A 12,419-nucleotide genomic window follows, 5' to 3' on the forward strand; every position below is an offset into this window, starting at 1 on the left:
CCGCGGAGGCGGCTCGCTCGCTCAGACCCGCCGCCTTCCCTCGTCGCTCTGGTCGCTACGCTCCCGCCACTCCTCAGTCCAGGCGACGGCGCTCCCTCGCGGGCTCATGGCCTCCACTCCGCGGAGGCGGCTCGCTCGCTCAGACCCGCCGCCTTCCCTCGTCGCTCTGGTCGCTACGCTCCCGCCACTCCTCAGTCCAGGCGACGGCGCTCCCTCGCGGGCTCATGGCCTCCACTCCGCGGAGGCGGCTCGCTCGCTGGAGGGTCGCCGCACCCTAGTCGTCGTCCGGGTCGAGTTTGATGCCGGCGATGCGGGTGCCGTCGGTGAGCGGGCCCTGCTCCTCGTCGGCGGCGGTGCGGGTCAGCGAGCCGGACACCCAGTCGTCGAAGTGGGGCTCCAGGTCGCCGATGGTCACCTCGTCACCGTGGACGGGCAGCACCCGGGTGTCGCCCGGCAGGGTGAACAGGCGCCCGCCGATGGCGGTGAGCTGGTCGGGCAGGGCGGGATACTCGCCGCCGAGCTTGCCGGGGCCGTCGGCCTGCAGCGTCTTGCCGGTGAACACCGCGCCCAGGGCCTCGGAGTACAGCGACACGCCGCCGGGGCTGATGCCGGGCGTCTCCATGACGTCGAGCTGGATGTCGGCGACGCCGAAGACGCCGTCGTCCTCCATCTCGATGTCGGGCCACGTCTCGGACCAGGTCTCCCGCCACAGCGGCTTGTCCTTGGGGTGGAGGGCGATGACGGCCTCGTCCCGGCTGGCCACCTCGATGGCCGCACCGACGTGGTCGGGCAGGCCATGGGTGCAGATGACGGCGAGCACCTCACGCTCGCCGACCTTCTCCAGGATCTTGTCGGCGTCACGCGCCGGGTCGATGACGATCACCTCGTCGTCGTCGCCCACGATCCACGTGTTGTTCTCGACCTTGTGCTCGGCGCCGTCGATGTCGACGACGCCCTCGGTCACCACTCGCTCGATACGCGCTGTCACGTTTCCGAAGCCTAGTCCGTCCGGCCGTCGCAGCGTACTGCTCAACGGCCGAGGCGTGGCGAGAACGCGCCGAAAGGCAGGTCGAACTCATGGTCGCGCAGATCGAGAAGGCTCAGGTCGGTGAGGGCGATCAGGCAGCCCGCGTCGGCGGGCCAGGCGATCGTCCAGATCCAGTTGCCGAGCGCCTCGCCGGCGTAGACGGCGCGGTCGGCCGCCCCGCCGACGCACCACAGCGGCGTGGGGTGGCCGAGCACCTCGACCTTCGCGTTCGGCGGCCCCGCGTCGAACCCCGCGCCCGGGTCGGGCCCGCTCAGCCCGGCGAACGCCGCGCCCAGCCCCACGCCCGGCTCCTCGGCGACGACCAGCAGGTCGGCGGGCCCGTGGCTGAGCGACGGGCCGCTGAGCGCGACCACGCTGGCCCGGCCGCCGCTGCGCTCGTCACCCGCCTCGGCGAACCCCGTGACCAGCCACCCGGCGGGCAGCGGCCAGGGCATCCACACGGGGACGACCGAGCTCTTGCGCAGCGCCTCGGCGGCGACGTCGGAGGCCGGATACGGGGGCTGGAAGGGCAGCACGTCGCCGTGCGCGTCGCACCGCCATGCGCTGGACCACACGTTGGGCCCGTGAAGCGGGCCAAAGCACCGTGGGCAGGTCGGAGCCGCTTTCACAGTCATCAACGGTGCGTCGTGGAGCACGGTGCCGTCAAGGCCGTGGCCGTCCTGTCGCCGTAATGTTGGTCAGGTGCGCGTAAATTGTGTGGGCGCGGTGATCACGGACGGGCAGGGCAGGCTGCTGCTCGTGCGGCGCGGCCACCCGCCGGGCGAGGGCCTGTGGTCGATCCCGGGCGGCCGGGTCGAGCCGGGCGAGACGGACGTCATGGCCCTGGAGCGCGAGGTGCTGGAGGAGACGGGCCTGCGCGTGGCCGTGGGCCGGCTCGCGGGCGTCGTGGACCGGCCAGGGCCGGGCGGGGTGACGTACGAGATCCGTGACTATCTGGCCGCCGTGACGGGCGGCGCGCTGGCCGCCGCCGACGACGCGGCCGAGGCGCGCTGGTGCTCGCCTCGGGACGTGGCCCGGCTGCCGCTGACCGAGGGGCTGGCCGAAATACTGCGCGAGTGGGGCGTGTGGCCCCTGCCCGCGTGACCCGCCTGACCGGCATGCCATGACAGGCCGGGCAGGCGCGACGTGACCCGCCTGCCCGGCAGAACGTGACCCGCCTGCCCGGTGGGACGTGACCCGCCTGCCCGGTGGGACGTGACCCGCCTGCCCGGTGGGACGTGACCCGCCTGTCCGGTGGGACGTGATCCGCCTGGCGCCGGCTCGGCGGCCTGTCTCTCGTGTCCCTGACGATCCCCCTGGGCGGTCAGCGGCTGGACGTCAGGGTGGAGGTCCACAGGATCAGGTGGTCGGCGTCGTAGGTGGTGCTGCGGCCGAGGCCCACCACCTCCGATCCGGCCACCGTGACCGCCGCCAGCCACTGCATGCCCGGCCCGCCGAGCCGGTCCTTGGTCAGGTCGGAGCGGGTCCAGGACGTGCCGTCCTGGGAGATCCACGCGGCGCTGTCGGCGTCGCCCGGCGTGCCGTGCCAACCGACCGCCACCAGCCCCTGGTCCGTCGCCGCCAGGTCGTCCACGTCCGCCGCCTTCTCGACCGGCAGCCACGCCGTGCTCCAGGTGGCGCCGTCGTCCCGCGAGACCGCCGCGAAGACCCGGCGCGCGCCCTGCACGCGGGCGGCTCCGATGGCGACCAGTCTGTCCTGGTACGCGGCGACGTGGCTCAGCCCGGCCGAGGACGCCCCGTCCGGGAGGACCCGCTTGCGGGCCTTCCAGTTGAGGCCGTCCTCCGACACCCAGACCACGCCGCGCTCCCCGTCGCCGCCGCCGGCCACACCCACCGCGACGTAGCCGTCCGGGGTGGCGGTCAGGTCGTGCACGCGGACGCCGGCGCCGCCCTGCGGCAGCTTGCGCGAGCGGGTGAACCTGCGCAGGTCGCGGGTGAACCAGAGCGCCGGACCGGTCGCGCCGGAGGCGTTCGTGTCCTCGCCGGCCAGCACGTACCCGTCCGGACCGGCCGCCACGGCCGTCACGGCGAGACGCGGGTGGTCCTGCGCGCGGGCCAGGTCGCCGGTCGCGGGGATCGTCCTCCAGGAGCGGCCGTCGTCGGAGGAGACGAGCAGCGGCTCGGTGACGCCGATGCCCGCCTGCGTGGAGCCGGCCGCGAGCCAGCCCCGGCGGCCGTGGACGACGTCGGCGAGCTGCTGCTCGCGCGGGCCGCCGAGGCTCATCGAGGTCCAGCTCTTCCAGTTGAGGCTGGTCCAGATGCCCGCGTCGCCGGAGGCGCTGCCGACCGCGACGTACCTGCCGTCGTGGGCGGCCAGGCCGTTGGTCTGGCGGGCGATCCGCGACAGGCCCTCCACGTCGGCCAGCCGTACGCGGGACGCGGCACCGCGCGGCGGCGCGGACAGCAGCACGAGCTGGTTGTCGACGTCCGCCGCCGCCCGGTCGCCGCCCGCGAGCAGCGTGCCGGACCGCGTGATCGAGAACCCGCGCAGCGTGGCTCCCTTCAGACCCGACAGGTCCGCCCGTTTCGTCCAGGTGCGTCCGTCGGAGCTGTTCAGCACCGCGTACGAGTCCAGCTTGGCCTGCGCCACCACGGCGACGCCGCCCGGATGGGTGATCACCGATTCGACGCCGGGGCTCTCGCCGTCGAGCCCGCCGATCGAGCCGCACTGCGCCCACTGCTCCCCGGACGGTGAGCAGTAGACCCGTACGGTGCCCTCGATCGTGCGCTGCCGGGTGGGCACGAGCACGAACTGCTTCGGCAGCACGGCCAGCGACCCGGCGCGCGGCAGCGCCTCCGGGAGCTGGAACCCGGTCGCCCGCCAGGTGCGCCCGCCGTCGGCCGAGCGCACCACCCGGGAGCCCTCGCCCTGCGTCGGGCGGGCCACCGCGACGACCGTGTCGCCCCTGGCCACGACCGCCCGCAGGTCGAACGCGTCCAGCTCGCGCAGATCCGTCCGCCGCCAGGCGCGCCCGTCGGCCGACCACCAGGCCACCGGGCCCACCCCGCCGTCCGCCAGTGCCGTGCCGCCCACCGCCACGAACCCCGACCGGGTCACCGCGATGTCGGCCACCACGTCGCCGTTGCGGAACGCCGCGAGACCGCTCTCCTCCACGGCCGTCCAGGCCAGGCCGTCGGCGCTCGTCCACAGGCCGCGTCCGCCGCCGGCCGGGTCGCCGCCGATGGCCAGCCAGCGGCCGTCGCCGCCGACGACCCGCCGCACCGTGGAGGTGGTCGCGCCGCCGCTCACCCGGCCGAGCCGCCAGGTCTTCCCGCTGTCGGAGGAGACGAGGAACAGCGGGCGCGGGGTCGGGCTGGTCGTGTCGCTGCCCACGGCGACCACGGTCGCGCCGGTGGAGGCCATGTCGTTGAGCACCTGGTTGGAGCCGTCGCCGGCGGACGGCACCGTGAACAGGTCGTCGCCGGACCGGCCGGTGCCGGCCGCCAGGCGCAGCGCGGGGCCGGCCGGGGTGCTCCACCGCCACACGATCACGGTGGCGGCGATGATCAGGGCGAGCGTCAGGACGACGGCCACGGGGGCGACCATCCCGCGCCGGCCGCGCACCGGGCCGGCCCTGCGGACGGCCGAGGGGGCGGGGCCCCGGTGGTGGCGGCCGCCGGGGACGCCGGAGCGGGGCGGGCCGGAGGCGACGAGCAGGTCGGGTCGCGTCGGCCGGCCGCCGGGCGGCCTGCCCACCCGCCGCACCTCGGGCTCACGGCCGGACTCGTCCCCGCGCTCGTCCCCGTGTTCGTCCCTGTGTTCGTCTACGTGCTCTTCTCTGGGCGCGTCCGCGCGTTCTTCTTCGAGCGCTTCTTCGGGCTCGTCTTCGGGGTACCCGCCGAGGGCGGCGTGACCGGGCACGCCGTGACCGGGCGCACTGTGACCGGGCGCGTGGTGCGGCGCGTCGGCGCCTTGCTCGTGAGGCGTGGCGTCGCGGTGCAGGGCGTCTGCCCGGAAGGCGGCGTTCCCGTGGACAGACGCGTCACCCTGGGCGGACGTGCCCTCGTGGGCGGACGCGTCCTCGTGCAGTGAGCCCTGGGTATGGGGCGGGGCGTCGATCAGGGGAAAGGGGGCGGCGACGTACGGGCGGGCCCGGGAGGGGAGGCCGTCGGACTCGTCCTCGTCGGGGCCGCGGGCGGCGTCCGGGCCATGAGCGGCACCCGGGCCATGGGTCACGGGCGGATCGATGATCCGGGGAGCCCTGTGGACGTCCTCCGGGCTGATGATCGCATCAGGGTCCCGGGGCGGGTTCGGGTCCGGCGCGCTGTCGTCCTTCTCGAACCACGAGCGCGGCACCACCCCGGTCGGCAGCACCCCCGGATCCACCACCTCGGGCGGCGCCACCCCCGCCGGCACGACGCCGGGCGGCAGGTCGTCCCTCCGCTCCGCCGCATGGGCCGGGCGGCTCTCGTCCTGGCGCGGTGGGCGGGGCGGCTGGGGACGGGGCGGGCCGCTGGCGACGAGCTTGTCGGGCCGGTTCACCAGCCGCCGGGGCCTGCGGCGCGGCTCGGCCTCCGGTTCGGCGGTCGGCGAGCTGTACGGCCGGCGTCCCCGGGGCGGCTCCTGCGGCTCCTCGTCCTCGGGCACGGGCGACGAGAACGGCGGCATGCCCCAGGGCGACGCCAGCGGTAATCCCCTGGCCCGGTCGTCCGTGGGGCCGGGCGGGGAATGCCTGATGCGCGGCTCGTCACGGGCTGACGGGTCCGGGGTGGACGAGGGCGTCACGGACGGGTCGGGGGCAGGGGCCGGGTGAGGGTCGTCGTCACCCGGCGGTCGCCGTGGCGGGTCGCTGGGGCCGGAGGCCACGCGGCGCACCTCCTAGTCGAGCTCGTCGAACGGGTCGAACCTAAGGAACAGGGCAGAAACCACACTTCCGGGATCCGGCCGGGCGATGAGGACCGCTCCAGGGCTTGTGTCCACTTGCAGGTGCCTGTTTCGGGTCCATGCGCCCAGAGCATGGAAGGTTGGCACGCGTCGACAAGTACCCCGCCAGGCAGAGATGATCACCTCCGCTATCCTCGCCTCCCCACAGGATCCAGACCAGCACGCCGAAGCCAGAATGGCGAGACCTCTCTAGCGAGATTCCTCAGACCAGCCACCGGATTCATCCGGAAAAGACGTTGATTGACCGCTTTTTCGCGAGATAGAGAACCCCACCGGCGAACACCCCGAGCTGCACGACGGTCCCCGCGAGCGCCTGCCACGGCACCGCCCCCTGCCGCAGCGCCTGGTCCAGGTTCCCCGCCGCCGCGCTCAGCCCGAAGGCCATCATGTTGTTCACCACGTGCAGCGCGATCGGCGCCTCCAGCCCTCCCGTCCGTACGGCCAGCCACCCCATGACCGCCCCGAACGCGAACACGTCCACGATCCCCGCCCCCGTGTAGCCGTGCAGGGAGGCGAACAGCGCGGCCCCGAGCACGATCGCCCACACCGGGTTGCGCACGTGCGCGCCCACCGCCTGGAGCACCCAGCCGCGGAAGATGTACTCCTCGGCCGCCGCCTGGAAGGGCACCAGCAGCACGATCACCACCAGCGCCGGCAGGAACTCCGTCCAGCCCGCCCATCCGAACATGTCGGAGGTGTCCTCCCCGGTCAGCGCGAGCGCCGCCGCCTGGGCGGCCTGCCCCAGCACCAGGGCGAGCACGGCGAGCCCCGCGCACCACAGCAGCCACGGCCAGCGCAGCCGCCCGGCCACCGACGAGAGCGTGCCGGGCCGGCGCCGCTGCACGAGCGCGGCCGTGCCGAACACCAGCGGCAGCACGGCCGCGATCGACAGCAGCAGCACCGCCATCCCGAAGACCGGGTCGCCGAACGTCTCGTCCGGGGTGATCGGCATGGGCAGCCCGGCGAGCGCCGCGAGCACGGAGCCGGCGAGGACCACCACAACCCCAACGACCACGAACCCGACGGCGACCGTCAGGGTCCCGACGATCTCCCGCCACGGGCGGGCGAGGGGCGTCCTGGCCAGGTGGTCGTAGCGGGCGCCCGACGGCGTGGGCGCGAACCAGGGCACCGGCTGCGGCAGCGCCGCCCCGGGATAGGGCGGCTGGCCGGGATACGGAGAGACACCAGGCTGGCCGGCGTACGGAGAGACGCCGGGCCCGCCGCCGTACGGGGCGTCTCCGGGCCGGCCACCGTACGGAGGAGCGGGTGCCGCGCCGTAGGAGGGGCCTTCCGGCCCGGGCGCCGGGGGCTGGGGTCCTGCGTTCTCCTGCATCTTTACATTCTGTCCACCCGATGCGCATTAGTTCACAGACGGCGCCACGTTTTGGGCGGATGATCGGGCTGTCAGCATGTCGACCCTGGGAGCGGATCCAATGTCAAGGCTGGGACCTGTCCTCACCCTGGCGGCCGGAGCAGTGCTCGCCGCGGGGCTCGGTGTCGCCAGCATCACCGCGACACCCGTGGCGAACCGTACCCCCGCCGCGAGCGACACCGGCGCGTCCGGCGACGCGACCGCCAACGAGACCAACGACACCACCGATACCGGCGCCGAGACCCCCGCGCCGGAGCAGAGCACCCAAAAGGGCACGAAGGAGAGCACCCCGGAGGCCACGCCGTCGCCGTCCCGCACGGCCAAGGGCCCGGTGAAGGCCGACTACGCCGGCCGCGTCGACCGCAACGGCGGCCTCATCGCCATCTCCGTCCGCGGCGACAAGGCCATCGGCTACTTCTGCGACGGCCGTACCGAGGCGTGGTTCAAGGGCGACGCGGCCGAGGGGAAGATCGGCCTGGCGGGCTTCGGCGGCGCGGCGGCCGGGGCCGGCCTGGGCGGCGGCAAGGCCACGGGCTGGCTGAAGGTCGGCGGCAAGCGCTGGACGTTCACCGCGCCGACGGTCAAGAAGCCGTCGGGCCTGTACCGGGCGAGCGCCCAGGTGCGCGGGGCGAAGATCCGCGCGGGCTGGATCGTGCTGAAGCGCCCGCAGGGCGGCTTCACCCAGGTCGGCGCCGCGTTCGCGGGCGAGGAGCAGATCGACGTCCCCCAGCTCAACGGCGACCGGCCGACCGACCCCGTGACCGCCGGTGACACCACGCTCTACCCGAAGGACGTCGACGGCTTCATCGAGGAGATGCGATGACCACCACCGTGCGCCGCCGCCGGCCCACCGGCTCGGCCGTCCTGCTCACCCCGCTGCTCGTGGGCGCGCTCGTGGCGGTGGCGCTGGGCGTGTACGGCCGCCTCCACGCCCCCACGGGCTTCGCCGTCGGACCGGCGGGCTTCTCGGGGGCCCTGCCGATGAAGGCGTGGCTGACGATGGGCGCGTTCGCGCTGGCGATCGTCCAGGTCATCTCGGCCCTGTCGATGTGGGGCAGGCTGCCGATCCCCATCTCGCCGCTCGTGCACCGCTGGTCGGGCCGGCTCGCGTTCATCCTGACGATCCCGGTCGCGTTCCACTGCCTGTACGCGCTGGGGCTCCAGTACGACGTGCCGCGGGTGCTCGCCCACTCGCTGCTCGGCTGCTTCTTCTACGGGGTGTTCACCGCGAAGATGCTGGCCCTGCCCAAGCGGGGCACGCCGGGCTGGACGCTGCCGGTGCTGGGCGGGCTGGCGTTCACGGCGCTCGTGGGGCTCTGGCTGACCTCGGCGTTCTGGTTCTTCACCAGCGTCGGGGTGACGCTCTAACGGGCTTCGCCGGGCTGGAACGTCTTCGTACGGCTCAGCCCGGCGGCGCGCCCCTTGGCGGCGACGACCAGCGCCATCTTGCGCGACGCCTCGTCGATCATCTCGTCGCCCAGCATGACGGCGCCGCGCCGCTCGACCGTCGTGTGGTACTCGTACGCGTCGAGGATCAGCTCGGCGTGGTCGTAGTCCCCCTGGCTCGGCGAGAAGACCGCGTTGGCCGCGTCCACCTGTGACGGGTGCAGCACCCACTTGCCGTCGAAGCCGAGCGCGGCGGACCGCCGGGCCACCCGCGTGAAGCCGTCGACGTCCTTGATCTGGAGGTACGGCCCGTCGATCACCTGGAGGTCGTGCGTCCGGGCGGCCATGAGCAGCCGCATGAGGATGTAGTGGTAGGCGTCGCCCTCGGTGTAGCCGGGCGGCTGCTCGCCCACGACCAGGGTGCGCATGTTGATGGAGGCCATGAAGTCGGCGGGGCCGAACACCAGCGTCTCCAGCCGCCGGGAGCAGCCCGCGATCGTGTCGACGTTGACCAGCCCGCGCGCGCTCTCGATCTGCGCCTCGATGCCGATGCGGCCCACCTCGAAGCCCATGGCCTTCTCGATCTGGGTGAGCAGCGTGTCGAGCCAGATCACCTCGGTGGAGTCCTGGACCTTGGGCAGCATGAGGCAGTCGAGCCGGTCGCCGGCGCCCTCGACGACCTCGATCACGTCCCGGTACGTCCACTGGGTCGACAGGTCGTTGACCCGGACGACGCGGCTCTTGCCGGTCCAGTCGCCCTCGCGCAGCGCGGTCACCACGTTGGCGCGGGCCTCGTCCTTGGCCAGCGGCGCGACGGAGTCCTCCAGGTCGAGGAAGACCGCGTCCACCGGCAGGGTCTGGGCCTTCTCCAGGAACCGGGGGTTGCTGCCGGGCACTGCCAGGACCGAACGACGTGAGCGCATGCCGCACACGCTAGTGGTTCCGCCTGGAGACGGTGACGGCCGGCGCGGTTCCCGGTCGGAATCGACATGTCTTGATCTCAAATGATGACATCATCTAGATTGTCATATCATCTGGAAGGGGTGCGACGGTGAACGTCCCGGAGATCGACCTCACCGATCCCGACGTGGTCGGCGACCCGTTCACGGCGTACGGCAAGGCGCGGGAGCGGTCACCGCTGGCCCGGGTGATCACCCCGGGTCTTCCGCCGCTGTGGACGCTGACCCGGCACGAGGGCGCCCGGGCGATGCTGGCGGACCCCCGGTTCGCGATCACCTCCGGCAGCTTCCTGCGGCCGGACGTGCCCGCGGACTGCCTGCCGTACATGCGGACGATGTCGGAGATGGACGGGCCCGAGCACCTGCGGCTGCGCCGGCTGGTCGCGCCCGCGTTCACCGCGCGCCGGGCCGCGGCCCTCCGGCCCGCGATCGAGCGAGTCGTGGAACGCCTGCTCGACGCGCTGCCGAGCCACGCGACGAACGGCGCCACCGACAGCGGGACGGACCAGCCGGCGAACCGCGCCACCGGCAGCGGGACGGAGCTACCGGCGAACCGCGCCACCGGCAGCGGGACGGAGCTACCGGCGAACGGCGCCACCGGCAGTGGGGTGGACCTGCTGCGGCACTTCGCCGCGCCGCTGCCGATGGAGGTCATCTGCGAGCTGGTGGGGGTGCCCGAGCCGGACCGGGCGCGCTGGCACGAGTACGGCGCGCTGGTCGCGGCGGGCGCGGGCCGGGGATTCGCCGCGGCCATCCCCGGGATCATGGCCGGCGCCAGGGAGGCGGTCGCCCGCCGCCGCGCCGAAGCGGGCCCCGACCTGCTGTCCGAGCTCATCCGCGCGCAGGCCGAGGACGGCGACCGGCTCACCGACACCGAGCTGGTCACGCTGGTCTGGCACCTGGTCCTGGCCGGGCAGACGCCGGCGAACCTCATCGCGAACGCCGTGCACGCCCTGCTGTCCGAGCCGGATCAGCTCAAGGCGCTGCGCGAGGACCCCGCCCTCATGCCCCGCGCCGTCGAGGAGCTGATCCGCTGGTGCGGCCCGATCCTGCTGACGGTCCCCCGCCACGCGCGCGAGGACGTCGAACTGCACGGCGTCACGATCCGGGCGGGCGACGCCGTGACGGCCTCGGTCGCCGCCGCCAACCGGGACCCGCGCGCGTTCGCCGCCCCCGACCGGCTGGACGTCACGCTGTCCCGCGAGGCGACCCACCTGGGGTTCGCCCACGGGGCGCACTTCTGCCTCGGCGCCTCGCTCGCCAGGGTGGAGACCGAGGCGGCGCTGGCCGCGCTGCTGCGCCGCTTCCCGGGCCTCGCGCCCGCCCCGGAGAGGGCGCGGCGCGCCCCCGACCCGGGCACGTGGCGCCTGGTCTCACTCCCCGTGACTCTGTGACAGCTCCAGCAGCCCCTCCAGCACGTCCGCCGAGCGGGTCCACAGCAGCGAGCCGCCCTCGTCGGGCAGCACGCGCAGCCGGGATCCGGGGATGCGGCGCGACAGGACGGCCCCGTGGTCCGGGGAGTGGACGGTCCCGGGGTCGTGCCCGCCGCACCAGAGCTCGACCGGCACGGTGATGCTCTCCACCGCGAACGGCCACGGACGGTAGGCGAGCACCAGATCGCGCGCGTACCCGGCGGCGCCCTGCGCGAAGCCCTCCTCCAGCGCCCGCCGGTAGGCGGGGGCGAACGCCGGGTCGGTGTAGAGCGCGACGTCGGACGGATGGCTCAGCTCGGTCACGAGCCGCCACATCATCTCCGCGCCCGCGTCGCGCGTCATGGCCGCCTCCAGCCCGTCCGGGTCCTCCCCGGCCGCCCGTACGAGCCCCGCCACACCGGGATCCAGGAGCCCGGCCAGCTCGGGATGAGTGAGCTCGTCCAGCCCGGACACCACCGACGCCGCCGTCACGACCCCGGCGGCCGCGCACGCCAGCGCGAACGGCGCGCCGTGCGAGAAGCCCACCACCGCCGCGCCGCCCGTCAGGCCGAGCCCGCCGACGAGGTCGCGGACGTCGTCCGCCCAGGTCAGCAACGTACGCTCCGGGTCGGGATCGGAGGCGCCCAGTCCCGGCCGGTCCACCGAGACCAGCCGCACGCCGAGCCGTGCGAGGTCGTCCGCGCCGAAGCCGAGGCTCCTGCCGGTCGCCGCGCCGGGGAAGAACAGCACCGGCGTCCCGTCCGCCGGCCCCCACTCCGCCCAGCCGAGCCCCCGCCCGTCGCGCAGCGTCACCCGGCCCAGCCGCTCCGGCTCCCGCACCCCATATTTCACGACAAATCCCTCCTAGTACGTTCCCGACCGGCGACTGTAGGCGGGCAGCCGCGTGGCCTGCCACCGGATTACCGGCCTGGACTACAGTCGGGACGTGAGCGACACACGCGCGGCCATCGAGGAGGGCGCGAAGAAGTCCGGCGTCCTCTGGCTCGGCCTCGACCGCCCCCGCCTGGCCTGGCACGCCTGGCACGACGGCGCCGTCTACCTCGTGACCGGCGGCGGCGAGCAGGAGCTGCCGGGGCTCGCGGACCTCAAGCGGGTCCGCGTCACCCTGCGCAGCAAGGACAACGGCGCGCGGCTGGTGGACTTCGAGGCGGCCGTCGAGGTCGTGGACCAGGAAGCGGAGCGGGAGGCGGTCGCGGCGCTGGCCAAGGAGCGGCTCAACGCGCCCGACGGCGCCCATCTGACCGACCGCTGGGCCCGGGAGTCCACGGTCGTCCGCCTCACTCCCCTCGACTCCTGACCCGGCCACCGGCCGCCCCGCTCCGGCCGCCGCGCTCCC

11 protein-coding genes are annotated in these 12,419 nt (G+C 74.2%); 5 read left to right on the forward strand and 6 right to left on the reverse strand.

Annotated features, from left to right (window positions below; genetic code table 11):
* Nucleotides 1–274: 274 nt before the first annotated feature.
* Together HTZ77_RS27865 and HTZ77_RS27870 are read right to left on the reverse strand one after the other, a co-directional pair.
* Nucleotides 275–988, reverse strand: a complete 714-nt coding sequence (locus HTZ77_RS27865; RefSeq protein WP_175592674.1) for an MBL fold metallo-hydrolase — start codon at nt 986–988, stop codon at nt 275–277.
* A 41-nt stretch (nt 989–1,029) separates the two neighbouring features.
* Nucleotides 1,030–1,662, reverse strand: a complete 633-nt coding sequence (locus HTZ77_RS27870) for a DUF6758 family protein (RefSeq protein ID WP_205303697.1) — start codon at nt 1,660–1,662, stop codon at nt 1,030–1,032.
* Nucleotides 1,663–1,729: 67 nt separating this feature from the next.
* Here HTZ77_RS27870 and HTZ77_RS27875 point away from each other — a divergent pair, with 67 nt between their 5' ends.
* The gene (locus HTZ77_RS27875; RefSeq protein ID WP_175592676.1) at nt 1,730–2,131 is read left to right on the forward strand and encodes an NUDIX hydrolase; all 402 of its coding nucleotides are present in this window, start codon (nt 1,730–1,732) and stop codon (nt 2,129–2,131) included.
* A gap of 220 nt (nt 2,132–2,351) precedes the next feature.
* On the opposite strand, the gene HTZ77_RS27880 is transcribed toward HTZ77_RS27875, so the two are convergent.
* Nucleotides 2,352–5,855 carry a hypothetical protein gene (locus tag HTZ77_RS27880; protein WP_175592677.1) on the reverse strand — a complete coding sequence of 1,168 codons (3,504 nt, stop codon included), beginning with the start codon at nt 5,853–5,855 and terminating at the stop codon, nt 2,352–2,354.
* Between the two features lie 298 nt (nt 5,856–6,153).
* Nucleotides 6,154–7,266, reverse strand: coding sequence for a CPBP family intramembrane glutamic endopeptidase (locus HTZ77_RS27885; protein WP_175592678.1), 1,113 nt, complete (start codon nt 7,264–7,266; stop codon nt 6,154–6,156).
* Between the two features lie 100 nt (nt 7,267–7,366).
* Here HTZ77_RS27885 and HTZ77_RS27890 point away from each other — a divergent pair, with 100 nt between their 5' ends.
* Together HTZ77_RS27890 and HTZ77_RS27895 are read left to right on the forward strand one after the other, a co-directional pair.
* The gene (locus HTZ77_RS27890) at nt 7,367–8,128 is read left to right on the forward strand and encodes a hypothetical protein (RefSeq protein WP_175592679.1); all 762 of its coding nucleotides are present in this window, start codon (nt 7,367–7,369) and stop codon (nt 8,126–8,128) included.
* The gene (locus tag HTZ77_RS27895) at nt 8,125–8,673 is read left to right on the forward strand and encodes a DUF6529 family protein (RefSeq protein WP_175592680.1); all 549 of its coding nucleotides are present in this window, start codon (nt 8,125–8,127) and stop codon (nt 8,671–8,673) included. The genes HTZ77_RS27890 and HTZ77_RS27895 overlap by 4 nt, the downstream gene beginning before the upstream one ends.
* Here HTZ77_RS27895 and HTZ77_RS27900 read toward each other — a convergent pair.
* On the reverse strand, nt 8,670–9,614 hold the full coding sequence (locus tag HTZ77_RS27900) for an HpcH/HpaI aldolase/citrate lyase family protein (protein WP_175592681.1): 945 nt from the start codon (nt 9,612–9,614) through the stop codon (nt 8,670–8,672). The genes HTZ77_RS27895 and HTZ77_RS27900 overlap by 4 nt on opposite strands.
* 128 nt (nt 9,615–9,742) lie before the next feature.
* On the opposite strand from HTZ77_RS27900, the gene HTZ77_RS48400 reads away from it, so the two are divergent.
* Complete coding sequence (locus tag HTZ77_RS48400; RefSeq protein ID WP_328808802.1) at nt 9,743–11,044, forward strand: cytochrome P450; 1,302 nt, start codon at nt 9,743–9,745, stop codon at nt 11,042–11,044.
* Here HTZ77_RS48400 and HTZ77_RS27910 read toward each other — a convergent pair.
* Nucleotides 11,024–11,914: an alpha/beta fold hydrolase gene (locus HTZ77_RS27910; RefSeq protein ID WP_175592682.1), complete on the reverse strand. Its 891-nt coding sequence runs from the start codon at nt 11,912–11,914 to the stop codon at nt 11,024–11,026. The genes HTZ77_RS48400 and HTZ77_RS27910 overlap by 21 nt on opposite strands.
* Nucleotides 11,915–12,008: 94 nt before the next feature.
* Between HTZ77_RS27910 and HTZ77_RS27915 the strand changes: the two genes are divergently transcribed.
* Nucleotides 12,009–12,380: a hypothetical protein gene (locus HTZ77_RS27915; RefSeq protein ID WP_175592683.1), complete on the forward strand. Its 372-nt coding sequence runs from the start codon at nt 12,009–12,011 to the stop codon at nt 12,378–12,380.
* The last annotated feature ends 39 nt before the right edge of the window (nt 12,381–12,419 follow it).

The organism is Nonomuraea montanisoli, from assembly GCF_013363975.1.
In the GTDB taxonomy this organism is placed as follows: domain Bacteria; phylum Actinomycetota; class Actinomycetes; order Streptosporangiales; family Streptosporangiaceae; genus Nonomuraea; species Nonomuraea montanisoli.